This is a genomic window from Phenylobacterium sp. SCN 70-31 (genome assembly GCF_001724605.1).
Classification (GTDB): Bacteria; Pseudomonadota; Alphaproteobacteria; order Caulobacterales; family Caulobacteraceae; genus Phenylobacterium.
In genome coordinates this window covers 13,157-27,992 of record NZ_MEEX01000023.1, presented here as the reverse complement: position 1 = coordinate 27,992, position 14,836 = coordinate 13,157, and the positions used below count along the sequence as shown (strand labels likewise).

At 70.4% G+C, this 14,836-nt stretch carries 15 protein-coding genes; 1 reads left to right on the top strand and 14 read right to left on the bottom strand.

Annotated features, from left to right (window positions below; translation table 11 throughout):
• Window positions 1-109: 109 nt before the first annotated feature.
• The 5 genes from ABS78_RS16410 to ABS78_RS16390 all read right to left on the bottom strand — a co-directional run bounded on the left by ABS78_RS16410 (window position 110) and on the right by ABS78_RS16390 (window position 5,588).
• On the bottom strand, window positions 110-1,507 hold the full coding sequence (locus tag ABS78_RS16410; RefSeq protein ID WP_293381650.1) for a S41 family peptidase: 1,398 nt from the start codon (window positions 1,505-1,507) through the stop codon (window positions 110-112).
• 75 nt (window positions 1,508-1,582) lie between these two features.
• A complete protein-coding gene (locus tag ABS78_RS16405) occupies window positions 1,583-2,461 on the bottom strand; it encodes a peptidoglycan DD-metalloendopeptidase family protein (protein WP_293381647.1) in 879 nt (292 codons plus the stop codon).
• A complete protein-coding gene (rlmH, locus tag ABS78_RS16400) occupies window positions 2,461-2,925 on the bottom strand; it encodes a 23S rRNA (pseudouridine(1915)-N(3))-methyltransferase RlmH (protein ID WP_293381644.1) in 465 nt (154 codons plus the stop codon). Before rlmH ends, ABS78_RS16405 begins: the two co-directional genes overlap by 1 nt.
• Before the next feature lie 9 nt (window positions 2,926-2,934).
• Window positions 2,935-3,975, bottom strand: coding sequence for an aspartate-semialdehyde dehydrogenase (locus ABS78_RS16395; RefSeq protein WP_293381641.1), 1,041 nt, complete (start codon window positions 3,973-3,975; stop codon window positions 2,935-2,937).
• Window positions 3,976-4,199: 224 nt separating this feature from the next.
• The gene (locus tag ABS78_RS16390) at window positions 4,200-5,588 is read right to left on the bottom strand and encodes an amidase family protein (protein ID WP_293381638.1); all 1,389 of its coding nucleotides are present in this window, start codon (window positions 5,586-5,588) and stop codon (window positions 4,200-4,202) included.
• 205 nt (window positions 5,589-5,793) lie between these two features.
• Here ABS78_RS16390 and ABS78_RS16385 point away from each other — a divergent pair, with 205 nt between their 5' ends.
• Entirely contained in the window at window positions 5,794-6,366 is a 573-nt protein-coding gene (locus ABS78_RS16385) for a beta/gamma crystallin-related protein (protein WP_293381635.1), read from the top strand.
• A gap of 195 nt (window positions 6,367-6,561) precedes the next feature.
• Here the strand turns inward: ABS78_RS16385 and rsfS are convergent, their stop codons facing one another.
• From rsfS to rpmA, 9 genes are all read right to left on the bottom strand, one after another.
• Window positions 6,562-7,056, bottom strand: a complete 495-nt coding sequence (gene rsfS, locus ABS78_RS16380) for a ribosome silencing factor (RefSeq protein ID WP_293381632.1) — start codon at window positions 7,054-7,056, stop codon at window positions 6,562-6,564.
• 36 nt (window positions 7,057-7,092) lie between these two features.
• A complete protein-coding gene (locus ABS78_RS16375) occupies window positions 7,093-7,752 on the bottom strand; it encodes a nicotinate-nucleotide adenylyltransferase (RefSeq protein ID WP_293381629.1) in 660 nt (219 codons plus the stop codon).
• A 9-nt stretch (window positions 7,753-7,761) separates the two neighbouring features.
• The gene (locus tag ABS78_RS16370; protein WP_293381626.1) at window positions 7,762-9,330 is read right to left on the bottom strand and encodes an aldehyde dehydrogenase family protein; all 1,569 of its coding nucleotides are present in this window, start codon (window positions 9,328-9,330) and stop codon (window positions 7,762-7,764) included.
• Window positions 9,331-9,372: 42 nt separating this feature from the next.
• On the bottom strand, window positions 9,373-10,515 hold the full coding sequence (gene proB, locus ABS78_RS16365) for a glutamate 5-kinase (protein WP_293381623.1): 1,143 nt from the start codon (window positions 10,513-10,515) through the stop codon (window positions 9,373-9,375).
• A complete protein-coding gene (gene obgE / locus ABS78_RS16360) occupies window positions 10,503-11,540 on the bottom strand; it encodes a GTPase ObgE (RefSeq protein ID WP_293381620.1) in 1,038 nt (345 codons plus the stop codon). The genes proB and obgE overlap by 13 nt, the downstream gene beginning before the upstream one ends.
• Window positions 11,537-12,073, bottom strand: a complete 537-nt coding sequence (locus ABS78_RS16355; protein ID WP_293381617.1) for a biotin transporter BioY — start codon at window positions 12,071-12,073, stop codon at window positions 11,537-11,539. The genes obgE and ABS78_RS16355 overlap by 4 nt, the downstream gene beginning before the upstream one ends.
• A 422-nt stretch (window positions 12,074-12,495) precedes the next feature.
• Window positions 12,496-13,509 carry a hypothetical protein gene (locus ABS78_RS16350; RefSeq protein WP_293381614.1) on the bottom strand — a complete coding sequence of 338 codons (1,014 nt, stop codon included), beginning with the start codon at window positions 13,507-13,509 and terminating at the stop codon, window positions 12,496-12,498.
• A 275-nt stretch (window positions 13,510-13,784) separates the two neighbouring features.
• Complete coding sequence (locus ABS78_RS16345; protein WP_293381611.1) at window positions 13,785-14,318, bottom strand: GNAT family N-acetyltransferase; 534 nt, start codon at window positions 14,316-14,318, stop codon at window positions 13,785-13,787.
• 145 nt (window positions 14,319-14,463) lie between these two features.
• Window positions 14,464-14,742: a 50S ribosomal protein L27 gene (rpmA, locus tag ABS78_RS16340; RefSeq protein ID WP_293381608.1), complete on the bottom strand. Its 279-nt coding sequence runs from the start codon at window positions 14,740-14,742 to the stop codon at window positions 14,464-14,466.
• Window positions 14,743-14,836 lie beyond the last annotated feature (94 nt).

Genomic DNA, 14,836 nt, shown 5'->3' with positions numbered 1-14,836 from the left:
TGTGCCCCAGGCCGGGCGGCCGCGACCCCGGCTCGCAAATTGACGCTCCACGTTCGTCGAACGTGTTACGTGAAATCCGCGGCTTGAATATCGGGGCCGGTGGGGGAGCCTACTTCGGCGCGACGACCGGCGCGGGCGGCTTGGCTTCGGCGACGCGGGCCTTGCTGACGATCTCGGCCATCCGCGCCGTGGGCTTGGGCAGCTTCGGCGTGGCCGCGACCGAACCGTGCTTCAGCACATCCATGGCTCGGGCGACCTGGAAATCCTTCTTCTCGTCGAAGTCCTCGGGCGGCGCCTCGGCCGGCTCGTGCGCGCCGCGGCGGACCTTGCCCTCGTCGGCGTTCAGCGCGTTGCGGAACGAAGCCTCGGAGAACTGGTAGGCGCGGTTGGCGATGAGCTGGGCCTCCTCGCGGGTCAGGGCCACTTCCAGGTCGGGCTCGATGCCGGTCTTCTGAATCGAGCGGCCCGACGGCGTGTAGTAGCGCGCCGTGGTCAGCTTCAGCGCCCCGTCGATGCCGCCGCGCAGCGGGATCACCGTCTGGACCGATCCCTTGCCGAAGCTGGTGGTGCCGACGACCTCGGCGCGCTTGCGGTCCTGCAACGCGCCGGCGACGATCTCGGAGGCGGAGGCCGAGCCCGAGTTGATCAGCACCACGATCGGCAGGCCGCCGGTGATGTCGCCGGTGCGGGCGTTGTAGCGCTCGATGTCGCGCGGGTCGCGGCCGCGCTGGCTGACGATCTCGCCGTTCTCCAGGAACAGGTCCGAGACGCCCACCGCCTGGTCCAGAAGACCGCCGGGGTTGTTCCGGAGGTCGAGGATCAACCCCTTCATGTTGGGGTTCTGGGCCCTGAGTTCGGCGAAGGCCTTCTCGGTCTCGTCGGTGGTCTTCTCGTTGAAGCTGCCGACGCGCAGGACGCCGTAGTCGCCTTCCAGCCGGGCGGTGGCGGACTTGGGCTTGATGACCTCGCGGACCAGCTTCACATCGAACGGATCGGACTTCTCGCGCGCGATGGTCAGGGTCACGGGCTCGCCCGGACGGCCGCGCATCTGCTTCACCGCCTCTGTGACGGTGAGGCCCAGCACGCTCTGGCCGTTGACCGAGGTGATGTAGTCGCCGGCCTTGATCCCCGCTCGGAAGGCGGGCGTCCCGTCCATCGGCGAGATCACCTTGACCACGCCGTCCTCGCTGGTGACCTCGATGCCCAGGCCGCCGTATTCGCCCCGCGTCTGGTCGCGCATGTCGTCGAAGTCCTCGGGCTTGAGGTAGCCCGAGTGTGGGTCGAGAGACGTCAGCATGCCGTCGATGGCCGACTGGATCAGCTTGGTGTCGTCCACCTCGGTCACGTACTGGTTCTCGACCGTGTTCAGCACGTCGCCGAACAGGCCCAGCATCCGGTAGGTCTTGGCGCGGGGCTGTGAGGACGCGATCGCCTGCTGGCTGACGTAGGCCATGGATCCGGCGCCGAGCACGAACGCCGACGCACCGATCAGAAGGTACTTCTTCATAGCCTGGCTCAAACTCCCTGACGCGGCTCGAGACCGCCCTTGGAGCAGACTGAGTGGACGGTTTTGAGGCCGTTTTCAGCCCACACGCTTACGCATCCATTTCATCGGATCGACGGGCGATCCCTGCTCGCGGACCTCGAGGTAGATCTCGGCGGCCGATTGTCGGCCATCCGGGGCCCAGCCGACAGGTTGACCTTCCGCGACGGATTGTCCGACCTGAACCGACGTTCGCTCGAGACCAGCAAGCACCAAATGATATCCCCCGGCTAGTCTTAATATCAGGATGACGCCCCAGCCTTTTACCGGGCCTGCATATTGAACGACGCCGGTGGCGGGGCTGACCGCGCGGGCGCCCGGTTCGGCGGCGAAGGTGAGGCCGTTGGCCCGGCCGCCTCCGGCGATCGGCTCGCCGAACCGGCGTTGGATCGCCCCGTCCACCGGCTGCGCCAGCCGGGCCGGCGGGGTCAGCACGACGGTGTCGTCCGCCATCCGGCCGCGCAGGGCCAGTCCGGCGTCGTCGCGCGCCTCGGGCAGCGCCTCGGCGGCCAGGCTGTCGGCTTCGAACATCGCGGCGCTCTGGACGGCGGCCAGGCGGCGCTGCCGCATCACTTCCCCGGCGTCACGGGCGTAGCCGCGGGCGCGGGCCTCGAGCTCGGGCGTCAGGGCTTTCACGAGGATGGCGGCGCGCACCGCCGACTTGGCGTCGTCTGGCGAGACGACCAGGGCCGGCGGCGGGTCGCGCTTGAGCTGTTCCAGCACCGACAGCAGCCGCGACAGCCGGTGCATGTTGACGCCCTGGTCGACCGACAGGGCCGTCTCCGCGGCGTTCAGCCGCTCGAGTCGTGGGCTGGTGGTGGCATGGGCCCCCCCGCCGGCCAGGAATGCGCCCACGAGGAGCGCGCCCGCCGCGATCGCCCCTACCGCCGTTCCGCCGAAGATCAGAAATCGCCGCATCAGTCCCGATGATACGGTGATCCGCCCAGAATGGAGACAGCGCGGTAGATCTGTTCCGCGAGCATCGCGCGGGCGAGCGCGTGCGGCCAGGTCTGGGGCCCGAACGCCATGACGCCGCCCGCACGAGCGACAAGATCGGGGGCCAGCCCGTCGGCGCCTCCGATCAGGAACACCAGGCGCCGCACGCCGTCGTCGCGCAGGGTCGCGATCTCGGCGGCGAACGCACGACTGGCGCGCGGCTTGCCGCGTTCGTCGCAGGCGATGACGTGACTGTCGGCCAGATACGCCGCCAGCGCTTCGGCCTCGGCCGCCTTGCCGGACTTCTTCGCCTCGACCTCCAACACCTCCACCGGCCCCAGGGCCAGCGCCCGGCCCGCGGCCGTGGCTCGTTCGGCATAGAGCTTCACGAGTTCGGTCTCGGGCGAGCGGGCCAGGCGGCCGATGGCGACGATGGCGATCTTCACGCCACGGTCTTACGCGACCAGGAGCTGTTCGGCGATCTGCACCGCATTCAGCGCCGCGCCCTTCAGGAGCTGATCGCCGGCCAGCAGCAGCGCGACCGACCGCCCCGACGGGTCGCCCAGGTCTCGCCGGATGCGGCCGACCAGTACGTCGCCCTGGCCCTGGGCCTCGACGGGCATCGGAAAGTGGTTGGCCGCCCGGTCGTCGACGACGCGGACGCCCAGCGCCTCCTCCAGGCATTCGCGCACCGCGCCGGGCGGCACGGGGGCGTCAAGTTCAGCGGTGACCGCCAGGGTGTGGGCGCGCAGCACGGGCACCCGGACGCAGGTGACGCCGATCGGCAGATTGCCGGTGCTCAGGATACGGCGGGTCTCGGCGATCACCTTCAGCTCCTCGCCGTTGTAGCCGCTGTCGAGATCGACCGTGTCGTTGTGGCTGAAGACGTTGAAGGCGTAAGGGTGCGGCAGGACCTGGGGCTGGAACGGCCGGCCTTCCAGATAGGCCCGGGTCGAGGCCACCAGCTCGTCCATGGCCGGCTGTCCGGCGCCCGAAGCGGCCTGGTAGGTGGCCACCTGCAGCCGGCGGAGGCCGAAGCGGCGCTGAAGCGGGGCGACCGCCATGCAGAGGATGATCGCCGTGCAGTTCGGGTTGGCGATCACCCCGCGGTGCCCGGCCAGGGTCTCGAGGTTCACTTCTGGCACCACCAGCGGACAGTCCAGGTCCATGCGGAAGGCCGAGGAGTTGTCCACCACCACCGCGCCGGCGGCCTGGGCGACGGGCGCGTAGGTGCGCGACGTCTCCGAGTCGGCGGCGAACAAGGCGAGCTGGACGCCGGCGAAGCTCTCGGGGCCGACCGCCTGCACGGTCAGGGCCTGACCGCGATAGCTCAATGTCCGGCCGGCCGAACGGGCCGAGGCCAGGAGGCGCACGCCGGCGGCGGGGAAGTCGCGCTCTTCGAGACAGCGGATCAGCTCGGCGCCCACGGCGCCGGTGGCCCCGACGATGGCGACGGTGGGGTTTCGCAGGGATCGGTAGGAAGGTTGGGTCAGCATCTGGGTCCTCTTTTCGATGAGGCCCGAAGTGCGGTTTGCCGGCTTGAAGAGCGCGCCCCGCACATCGGGCGGAGCGCTTTCGCGGAAGGTGCGGTTCTACCCGCGCGCAGCCGCAAACGCCCCGCCGGAGCGGGTCATTTTGCGGGTAATTTTCTGCGTGGCCGCGAACATCGGGCCGGCGTGTAGCGGCGGCGGGCGCGAAAGTAAAGCGCCGCCGCCCGGCTTCAGTAACTGGGCGGGGGACGATAGCCGCCGAATGCGCGCTCCAGGTGGCCGGCGAAGGCGATGGCCGTACGATCTTCGAGGTAGGGTCCGACGACCTGCACGGCCACCGGCAGGCCCTCGGGTGAGAGCCCGACCGGGACCGCCGTCGCCGGCAGGTTTGGAAGCAGCGCGAGCGCCGGCCAGGCGAGCTGGTCGAAGTAGCCTGTGTCCTGGCCGTCGATGCGCAGGACTCGCTTGCCGTTGTCCGGCTCGTCGACGTGCGGGAAGGCGACCGTGCCGAAGGCGGGAGTCACGACGACGTCGAAATCCTTGAAGAGTTCGCCCCACTGGCGGCGATAGGCGAGCTGGGCGTCCTGGAGGTTCATCCAGTCGTGGGCGTTGAGCGACGTGCCAGTGGGCGAGCCGCGCGACAGCGCTGCGTTGAGCAGCCCGGTGTAGACGCGGTGCTGGGCGGCGAGGTCGGGCAACCGGTCGCTGGACCGCGAGACCCGGACACCCTGGGAGTCCAGGTGTGCGGCGACACGTTCGACCGCTGCGCGGATGACGCCGTCGGTGGCGGCGGCGGGATGCCGGTCGAGCACCAGGACCCGGTGATCGGCGAGCGTGGCGTGGCGGGGGGAGGGCAGGTGAAGGGACCACCCGCGCGCTTCCTCCGGCTCGGGTCCGGCCAGGACGCCCAGGGCGAGGTCGAGGTCTGCGGCGGTGCGCGCCATCGGCCCCACCACCGCCAGGCTGATCGGTCCGCCGTCCAGTCCGGGCGGGGAATGGCCGCGCAGGGACACGATCCCGTACGAGGGCTTGTGGCCGAACACGCCGCAGAAGGCGGCGGGCACGCGGATCGATCCGCCGATGTCCGAGCCCACTTCGAGCGGGCTCATGCGCGCCGCCAACGCCGCGGCGCTGCCGCCGGAACTGCCGCCCGGCGTGCGGCCGAGGTCCCAGGGATTGCAGGTGCGTCCGTACACCGGGTTGGTCGACTGCCAGTCGGCGAGGAACGGCGGCACGTTGGTCTTGCCCAGGATGATCGCCCCGGCCGCCTTGAGGCGGTGAACGGCCACGGCGTCCTTGGAGGCCGTCCATCCGCTGAAGGCGGGGCTTCCCCAGGTCGAGGGCAGGCCATCGACCTCGTGGCTCTCCTTGACCGTCATCGGCAGGCCCAGCAGGGGCCGGCGGTCGCCGCGCGCCAGCGCCTGGTCGGCGGCGCGTGCGGCCGCCCGCGCGCGGTCGAAATCCCGGACGACGACGGCGTTCAGCGGGCCGTCGCGCGCCTCGATGCGGGCGATGGCGGCGTCGGTCAGTTCGAGCGCGCCGGCGCGTCCGGCGGCCAGCGTGGCCACGATTTCGGCGGCGCTCAGGTCCAGCAGGTCGCCGGTCAGGGTCTCGGACATGGGATCTCCTCCAGGGCCGCCGGCGTGATCCCGGCCCGGCGCCTTGCGCGCCCTTGCCGCCCGGCGTGACGATGCGCCCCACGGGCGGCGGAAGTCCAGCGGCCTGCCGGCGGTCGGCGGGGCGGTTCGAAGGAACCTTGGCCCTGCCGCTGCGCTTGGACTACCGTCAGGCCACGCCTGGGCGAACGAGAGAGAGGTTCGGGATATGAAGATCGCTGTCGGAATGATCGCGCTGGCGACGGTGGCCGTCGCCGGGTCGGCCTATGCTCAGCGGCCGCCGCAGGGCAGCTACCTGAACCAATGCCGCAACATCAGCGTCCAGGGCCAGTTCCTGCACGCCCAGTGTCGCGACGCGCGCGGGCGCTGGGCCAATTCGTCTCTCAATCTGGCGAGTTGCCGCAGTGACATCGGCGTGGGGCCGGACGGCGGACTGGCGTGTTTCGGACCCGGCGCGGGTGTCGGACCGGGACGTCCGCCCGGCGGCGGCTATCCTCCGCCCGGGGTCAGGCCGCCGGGCCAGGATCGCTACGGCGTCACTATCTACGACCGCTTCGGATTCCGCGGGCAGGCGATGCAGATCCGCGGCGCGACGCCGAACCTCGACGGCACGCGCTTCAACGACCGCGTGGCTTCGATCCAGCTCCCGCGCCGGTCGGGGCCCTGGCTGGTGTGCGAGAACGCCAACTACCGCGGCCGATGCGTGACCGTGCGCGACGACGTACGGGACGTGAGCCGCATCGGGATGCTGAACCGCATCTCTTCGCTGCGCCCGCTGTAGGGATCCGGTCACGGATCCACGAAAACGAACGGGGCTGGAGGTCGTCGGCGTCGATTTGCAAGACTGCGACGCGGCGATCTCCGACTTTGATGGAAGATGGAGCCTCCGCTCACGCGGAGGCCCGGAAGCGGCCGACCCACTCGTGTTTATGGGTTCGTGGCTCGAAACAACCTTGTCGGGCTTCGCCCCAGGCCGTCAGACCGCCGCGCGGTGGCCGCCGGTCTCGACCGACCAGATCTTCTCGATGTTGTAGAAGCTGCGGACCTCGGGCCGGAACAGGTGGACGATCACATCCCCGGCGTCGATCAGCACCCAGTCGGCGTTGGGCATCCCCTCGACCCGGCATTTGCCGTAGCCTGCCTCCTTGAGCGTGCGCAGCAGATGGTCGGCCATGGCGCCGACGTGCCGCTGCGAGCGGCCCGACGCCACGATCAGCCCGTCGGCGACGGGGCTCTTGCCTTTGAGGTCGATGAAGACGACGTCCTGGGCCTTGTCGTCGTCCAGCCGACCGAGGATCAGGTCCTCGATGCCGGTCAGGCGATCTGGCGACGTGGTGCGACCGGGGTGGTCGAGCCCCGGACTTGGGGGGGAGGTCGCGGCGTCGGCCGGGGCCTCGTGCGCCGGCTTCGGCGCGGGGTTACGGTTCAGCGGGGTTGCTCCTCTGATGCCTCGCTGCGCTGATCCTAGCACATGCCGGGGCGCGGGTCAGGCGCCCTTCCGTCGGGTTTACGAGGCTGTCCGTCGCATCCGCTCCCGCAGCAGCGTCGACGATTGGAAGTTCAGGGGGCCGCGCAGGAAAACCCAGCCCGGCGGGGGGCGGTTCAGCAGGGTGGACGCCTGGGCCGACGAGACACGGGCGCCGGAGAAGCGGCGGGCTGCGGGCGAGAACCGGCTCCGGAGCGAAATCCACGGCCGCGAGACCACGGCGACGGGGACTTCGCGCATGATCTGGGTCCAGCCGCGCCAGCGGTGGAAGGACGCCAGGCTGTCGGCGCCCATGATCCAGACGAACCGCACGCCCGGATAGCGCGCCTTCAGCCAGCGGATCGTATCGACCGTGTAGGCCGAGCCCAGCTTCGTCTCCAGATCGGAGACCCGCATGGCCGGGCCGCGGGCCAGCCGCCGCGCGCCGGCCATGCGTTGGGCGAGGCTGGCGGTCTCGTGGCTCGACTTGAGGGGGTTCTGCGGCGAGACCAGCCAGATGACGCGGTCCAGGCCCAGGCGCCGGCGGGCCGTCTCGGCGACGTGGGCGTGTCCCTCGTGCGCGGGATTGAACGAGCCGCCGAACAGGCCGACCCGCATGCCGGGCTCCAGGCTGAAGCCGGGGCGGAGCGCCTGCGGACGGCCGGCGAGGGGCGCCCGGCGCGCCGGGCCTGCGAACCACATCCGCCCAGGCTACCCGGCGCGCGGCGGGGTCGGCGCGTCGCCACGGTCCAGATGGACGTCGGCCTGGGTCACGCGCGTGCGCACCGTGAAGACGCCGTCGCCGGCCAGCACGCCGCCACGGGCGAACAGGCGACCGTTCTCCCAGTTGGACAGGCCCAGTTCGGGCCGGTTCAGGGCGTATTGGCCGTCGACCCAGCGGGTGAATCCGTCGCCCACGAACGGCGCATCGATGGTGGCGAAGAACCGCGCCTGCGCGGCTTCGTCCTGCGAGATCAGCGCGGCGGCGAACCGGGGGCTGAGCGCGTTGAAGAGGCCGACCGCCTCGTCCACATCGGCCACGATCTTGAGGCTGACCTCGGGGGTCTCCTCCCATTCCCACTCGTGGCCCAGGTCGGCGTCGGCGATGGGATCGACGAGAGATTCCTCCACGGGGCCTTCGGCGCGGACGACGGTGGTCCGCGCGGCGCGCCAGCTTTCAGGGAGGCGGGCGAGATCCGCTTCGGCCACGTGCAGCTTGCAGCCCCTTCGGCGTTCCCCCGCGCGCTCCAGCGCCTCGAGGAACACCGGCAGCAGATCGCCGGCGCGGCTCTCCACGATGCAGCAGGAGTTGAGCGTGTTGCAGACCTTGCGATCCAGCGAGTGGTAGACCGCGGCGAAGAAGCGGTCGGCGTCCGCCGTCCCGTCCGCGACGATCCAGGCGCCGCCCGTGCCGTGCAGGCTGACCGGCGTACCGGCCTGGCGCGCGATGGCGCCGAGTTGCGCGACCGCGGGACCCGACCCGCGCGCCACCGCCAGAGACAGCTTCGGATCGGCGAACATCGCCCAGCCGGCGGCGTGGGCGGCCGAATCCACCAGCACGGCGGCGCCTTCCGGCAGCCCCGCCTCGGAGAGGGCGGGGTCCAGCGCTTCGGCGACGATGGCCCGCGCCGTGCCCAGCGCGTCCGAGCCGATGCGGAAGACCACGGTGTTGCCCGCGCGGATCACGCCGGTGGCGTCGGCGAAGACGTTGGGGCGCCCCTCGAACACGAAGCCCACCACGCCCAGCGGCGCCATGAGCTGATCGACCGTCCAGCCCTGGTGCGTCACGCGCTCCAGCCTGCGGCCCCGCGGCGGCTCGGCGTCGCGCCAGGCGCGAAGGCCCGCGGCCATGTCCCGGCGCATGGCGTCCGAGACGGCCAACCGGGTGGTGGAACGGCCCCGGGCGCGGGCGCGCTCGACGTCGGCGGCGTTGGCCTGGGCGATGCGACTCCAGGCGCCGTCGTCCTCCAGCCGGCGCGCGAAGGCCTCGAAGAAGGCGGTGATGGCCGCGTCGGTCACCTCGCCCATGCGGGCGAAGGCGTCGGCGGCGCGGGCGACCGCGCCCGAGGCGGCGGCGTGCTCGGCGGCGGGGATATGCAAGAGATCGCCGGTGTCCTGCACCACCACCAGCCGGTCGCCGGCCCGGAACGCGGCCGAGAGCTCGGGCGTCACATAGGCCACACGGTCGCCGCCGAACGGAATCGCCTGGCCCGGCGCCAGCGCCTCCAGCCGCCCCGCGTTCCTCGTTCCGCCGCCGTCGTCCACCCGTCCGGACCCCATATGCTCAGGTTGAGCCTTAGTACGCGCGTGCGGGCCGCGCCGCTACCCTGCCGCAGGGGCGTGGGCGGCGAGGGCCAGGTCGTCGGCGTGGATCAGGGGGCCGGACGTGTAGCCCAGCTCGGCCTCGATGGCGTCCGACTTCAGGCCGCAGATGCGCGACGCGTGGCCTGACTCGTAGCGCACCAGGCCGCGGGCGACCTCTGCGCCTTCGGGGTCCAGCACGCGCACGCAGTCGCCCTTGTCGAAGCGGCCGGCGACGGTGCGGACGCCCGCGGCCAGCAGGCTCTTGCCCTTGCGCACCGCCGCGGCGGCGCCCGCATCGACCGTGAGCGCGCCGGCGGGCGCGAGCGAGCCGCCGATCCAGGCCTTGTAGGCGGCGCGCGGCGTGGTCGCCGGCTCGATCACCGTGGCCAGGGCGTCGGCCTCGATCGCCGAGAGCGGCCCTGCGCGCGTCCCCAGTGTGATGAAAGTGGCGCATCCGGCCTGGCTGGCGATCCGGGCGGCCTCCAGCTTGGTGGCCATGCCGCCCGTGCCGACCCCGGCCTGGGCGTTGGCGCCCCCGGCCATGGCCTCGATCTCGGGCGTCAGGCGGGCGACGCGCGGGATGTGGACGGCGGCCGGATCGCGGCGCGGGTCGGCGGTGTAGAGGCCGTCCACGTCCGACAGCAGCACCAGGGCCTCGGCGCCCACCAGTTGCGCCACCCGGGCCGAGAGGCGGTCGTTGTCGCCGACGCGGATCTCCTCGGTCACGACGGTGTCGTTCTCGTTCACCACCGGGATCACGCCCAGGCCCAGCAGGGTCTCGACCGTGGCGCGCGCGTTCAGCCAGCGGCGGCGCACCTCGGTGTCGTCGCGGGTCAGCAGCACCTGGGCGCAGGTGAGGCCCAGGGGCCCCAGGGCCTCCTCCCAGGCGCGCATCAGGGCCGACTGGCCGGCGGCGGCGGCGGCCTGTTTCTCGGGCAGGCTCAGCGCGCGGCGGCCCAGGCCCAGGCGGCGGCGGCCCAGCGCCACGGCGCCCGAGGACACAACCAGCACCTGCTGGCCGCGGCCGCGCAGGCGCGCGACATCGGCGGCGAAGTCGGCCAGCCAGGCGGAATGGGCGGCGCCGTCGGGCCCGACCAGCAGGGCCGAGCCCACCTTCACGACGACGCGGCGCGCCGCGGAGAGCTCGCTCAAGGTCGCCATTCCTCGGGACCGCTCTCTTCGGCGGCGGCCGCCTGCTTGCGCTCGCGGACCAGGGCGTAGGCTTCGCGCAGCAGCTCGGTGACGCCCGCGCCCGCGAAGCCCGAGACCCGGCGGACCTTGCCGCCCGAAGCCGCTTCCAGGGCGGCGGCCTTCTCGGCGACGGTCTCGTCGTCGAGGGCGTCGATCTTGTTGAGCGCGAGGAGTTCCGGCTTGTCCTCGAGGCCTTCGCCATAGGCCGTCAGCTCGTGGCGGACGGTGCGCCAGGCCTGGACCACGTCGTCCTGCGCGCCGTCCACCAGGTGGATCAGCACGGCGGTGCGCTCGATGTGGCCGAGGAAGCGCGTGCCGATGCCGGCGCCTTCGTGCGCGCCTTCGATCAGGCCGGGGATGTCGGCGAGGATGAAGCGCTCGCCGACCGACAGATCGACCATGCCGAGGTTCGGCGCGAGGGTGGTGAAGGGGTAGTCCGCGATCTTGGGGCGGGCGGCGCTGGAGGCGGCGAGGAAGGTGCTCTTTCCGGCGTTGGGGAGGCCCACGAGGCCTACGTCGGCGATCAGTTTGAGCCGCAGCCAGATGGCCAGCTCGACCCCGTCGAGGCCGGGGTTGGCGTGGCGCGGCGCCTGGTTGATCGGCCCCTTGAAGTGGGTGTTGCCGAAGCCGCCGTTTCCGCCCTTGGCCAGCAGGACGCGCTGGCCAGAATAGGTCATGTCTACCAGAAGTTCCTTATCTTCGTCAAGGACTTCGGTCCCGACGGGCACTTTCAGCACCACGTCCTCGCCGGCCGCGCCGTGGCGGTTCCGGCCCATGCCGTGGACGCCGGTCCCGGCCTTGAAGTGCTGCTGGTAGCGGTAGTCGATCAGGGTGTTCAGCCCCTCGACGGCCTCGATCCACACGTCGCCGCCGCGGCCGCCGTCGCCGCCGTCGGGGCCGCCGTACTCGATATACTTCTCGCGCCGGAACGAGACGGCGCCGCCGCCGCCGTTGCCCGACCGGACATAGACCTTGACCTGATCCAGGAACTTCATCGCGACACCAGACGGACAGTGAGGGCGGCGGCCAGCGACTTCACGGCCGCGCCGGGCAGGAGGGGCAGCACCCCGCTCTGGAACGCGGGGCCGGGGTTCATGACGCCGGCCAGGCCCGCCCAGCCGGCGGCCAGCACGATGACGTGGCCGCCGAGGAACACCAGCGTCAGCGGCAGCCAGCCCGAGGCCCGCCGGGCGCCCTCGCCGCACACCCACGCGGCGACGGCCATGCCGGCCAGATAGCCGGCGGTGGGGCCGCTCACCGCCTTCCAGCCGCCCGCGCCGTTCGCCAGCACCGGCGCGCCGAGGGCGGCCGCGACCAGCCAGGCCAGCACGATGGCCAGCCCCAGCCGCCCGCCGAACAGCCCGGCCAGCACGCAGACGGCGAAGGTCTGGAGCGTGATCGGGACCGGTCCGATGGGGATCGAGACGAACGAGGCGCCCCACATGGCCACCACGCCGGCGACCACGATCGCCGCCTGGACGGGCGGGGCGTGAGCGGCGGCGGACTTGCGCGAGGCGGCGGCGGTCATGGGCGAGGCGATAGCACAGTTGGCGCGGGGCGCATGTGGATTGGGAGGCACGACGGGGCTGAAAATGGGCGTGAAAGGGCTGCTGAGCCGTTTCGCGGCGAGGGCCCCCTCCACCGCCTTCGGCGGTTCCCCTCCCCCGGTGGGGGAGGAGGGGCTCGGACGTCCCTACGCCAGCCAGACCATCATGCGGGTGGGGACCGGCTCGCTGCGGGCAAGCGCGTAGCGCCCAAGGAAATGACGAACCATGACGTCTTAGCGGTCTTCTCAAAGCGCCCCAAGGGCGCGGCAAACGAGACGCCGAAGGATAACGATACACGCGGCAATTTCGAAGCCCTCGCAAGGGGGCCTTGCGCGTTATGTCTATGCAATACGCCGCCGCAGAAGCACGCCAGTATCCTGTGAAGGGAGAGGCGCGTTCAGCGCTATTCAGGCTTTCTGACCGTCCATGTGTTGGGGTCTGCCCCTACAATGAAAAGCGATCCTGCACCTTTAGGATAGTTGCTAGAGGCGGATACGCCAACCGTGACAGCTACGTATTGCGTCATCGCCCGATTCGCCTCGGCCTCTCGCCCCTCTACGATCCCCGGCGGGCTACAGCCGTCCATCATGCGGCGGTTCTCATCGAGCACCATGTCGGCACCCTGGAACAGGCTCTCGCCTTCTACGAATATTTTCTCGACTTCTGGATGCTGGAGGATCTCAACGATCTTGTTCATAGGCACGACAGTGGCGATACCGACGTTCACTCGGTCTAACTCCCGCTTATCGTCAGTTGAGCTGGCGTCCTCATAGCCCATTGCCACGTCGGCATGACCGTGCACCAGGCCGAGAAGGAAGATGGCCCCGGTCGCTACCGGACTGCGCCCTGAGTTTTCAGTAGCCTGAACCTCTATCGACCGAGCCACGAACACTGGAGAGCCGCTTAGGCCCCCAATAGAGCGCGCCTCAACAAGAACAGCCTCAATTCCCTTCGATTGTGCGGTTTTCCAACTGGTAGGCACCCGATCGGTCGGCATCATGGCGATGTTGCCTGTCCGTACGATGGGAAAGTTTCGATCAGCGCCGCTCAGGAAGCGATACAGGCCAGTGATGTAAGTCGGATCGCCGGGGCCTATGCGCGTCGCGGCGATCTTCTCGTGAGTGAGAAACATGAAGTCGGGAAGGTAGGCGAAATCCACGTCGTCATCAGGCGGCACCCAGAAGAGCAGAGCAGCATCAACGGTCTCGTCTGTAGGATGGTAAATCCAATGTACATTGGCGCCAGCGTCTAGGGGATACTCGCGCGAACCACCACTCTTGAGATTTACCCGAATGTAGAACTCTCCGTGCTCCATCCGTTCCGCGACATGGCGTGCTGTAATGAGGCAGACAATGGTCGCGCCGGTGTTTGTGGAGAGACCCAAAAAGAACCCGGTGCCCCGCAGCACCTTGGACACGGCACCGGTATTTCGGTCCATGTCGTAATGGCCCAAAAACACAACGCACTTAAGGACTTGGTCCGGTAGACGCATGAGCGTTTCGCCTGGTGAGATCAACCAACGCGGCATGCTGCCGAGTCTGGAGTCCACGACTGTATTTGAGCTTCCCTAGTATGGCTTCATTTTGCGAGTCACTGAGTCAAGTAAGTTGCCACTCAAGACGTTTCGCGGCTGGCCCCCCTCCACCGCCTTCGGCGGTCCCCCTCCCCCCGTGGGGGAGGAGGGGGCTGTCCCTACGCCAGCCAGACCATCATGCGGGTGGGGACAGGCTCGCCGCGGGCGGCGCTGGGGCGCCATTCGACGTCGCCGGTGTAGAGGAAGCCGGCCTTCACCAGCACCTGGCCCGAGGCGCGGTTGTCGGCGAAGTGGCCGGCCCACACCACGTTGCGGCGCCAGTCGGCCCGCGCCCAGCGCAGGGCTGCGGTCAGAGCCTCGGTGGCGTAGCCGCGGCCCCAGAAGGGGCGGCCCAGCCAGTAGCCGACCTCGGCCTTGCCGGGCGCCATCTCGTCGAACGCCAGCACGCCGACGAGGCCGAACTGGCGATGCTCGACGGCGAAGTTGGCCTCGACGCGCGGATCGGCGCGACGGGCCCGGTCGATGAACCCCTCGGCGTCCGCCGGAGCGTACGGGTGGGGCATCTGCGAGGTCATGCCGACCACGCCCGGGTCGTTCGCCAGTTCGGCGAGCGCGGGGGCGTCGGCGCGGGTCAGGCCCCGCAGGATCAGGCGGTCGGTCCCTATCGCGGGCCTCACGTCCAGAGCGCACATCTTCTTCTACCTCCCGGCCTCTCGCGGTCGCGCGCGAGGCCCAAAACGACAGCGGGGAGCCCGGCTGACCGGACTCCCCGCGAAAGGTCGTCTTGTCCGGTTCGCCTTGTTCGACAGGGCGGAACCGGTTGAGAGAGGGTTCCGCCTATTCGGCTGCGATCGCCTTCTCGTTGGCCGGCACCACGGTGGCGTAGGTGCGGTTCTTGGCTTTGGTGACGAATTTCACCGCGCCGGTGACGAGGGCGAAGAGGGTATGGTCCTTGCCCATCCCTACGTTCTCGCCCGGCCAGAACTTGGTGCCGCGCTGGCGCACGATGATGCTGCCGGCGTTGATCGCCTCGCCGCCGAACTTCTTCACGCCGAGACGGCGGCCCGCGGAGTCGCGCCCGTTGCGCGAGGAGCCGCCGGATTTCTTGTGAGCCATGGTGTGCTCCTGTCCTTACCTGTTCGCCGCCCGATTACTCGGCGGCGTCGTCCTTCGGGGCGGCCGCCTTCTTGGCGGCGGGCTTCTTGGCGGC

Bases quoted from the DNA above. Each gene is read 5' to 3' on its own strand.
- ABS78_RS16405 (WP_293381647.1), bottom strand. From the start codon at position 2,461: ATGCGGCGATTTCTGATCTTCGGCGGAACGGCGGTAGGGGCGATCGCG.
- ABS78_RS16355 (WP_293381617.1), bottom strand. From the start codon at position 12,073: ATGACCGCCGCCGCCTCGCGCAAGTCCGCCGCCGCTCACGCCCCGCCC.
- ABS78_RS16345 (WP_293381611.1), bottom strand. From the start codon at position 14,318: ATGTGCGCTCTGGACGTGAGGCCCGCGATAGGGACCGACCGCCTGATC.
- ABS78_RS16395 (WP_293381641.1), bottom strand. From the start codon at position 3,975: ATGCTGACCCAACCTTCCTACCGATCCCTGCGAAACCCCACCGTCGCC.
- ABS78_RS16370 (WP_293381626.1), bottom strand. From the start codon at position 9,330: ATGGGGTCCGGACGGGTGGACGACGGCGGCGGAACGAGGAACGCGGGG.
- ABS78_RS16375 (WP_293381629.1), bottom strand. From the start codon at position 7,752: ATGTGGTTCGCAGGCCCGGCGCGCCGGGCGCCCCTCGCCGGCCGTCCG.
- ABS78_RS16390 (WP_293381638.1), bottom strand. From the start codon at position 5,588: ATGTCCGAGACCCTGACCGGCGACCTGCTGGACCTGAGCGCCGCCGAA.
- ABS78_RS16385 (WP_293381635.1), top strand. From the start codon at position 5,794: ATGAAGATCGCTGTCGGAATGATCGCGCTGGCGACGGTGGCCGTCGCC.
- obgE (WP_293381620.1), bottom strand. From the start codon at position 11,540: ATGAAGTTCCTGGATCAGGTCAAGGTCTATGTCCGGTCGGGCAACGGC.
- rpmA (WP_293381608.1), bottom strand. From the start codon at position 14,742: ATGGCTCACAAGAAATCCGGCGGCTCCTCGCGCAACGGGCGCGACTCC.
- ABS78_RS16410 (WP_293381650.1), bottom strand. From the start codon at position 1,507: ATGAAGAAGTACCTTCTGATCGGTGCGTCGGCGTTCGTGCTCGGCGCC.
- proB (WP_293381623.1), bottom strand. From the start codon at position 10,515: ATGGCGACCTTGAGCGAGCTCTCCGCGGCGCGCCGCGTCGTCGTGAAG.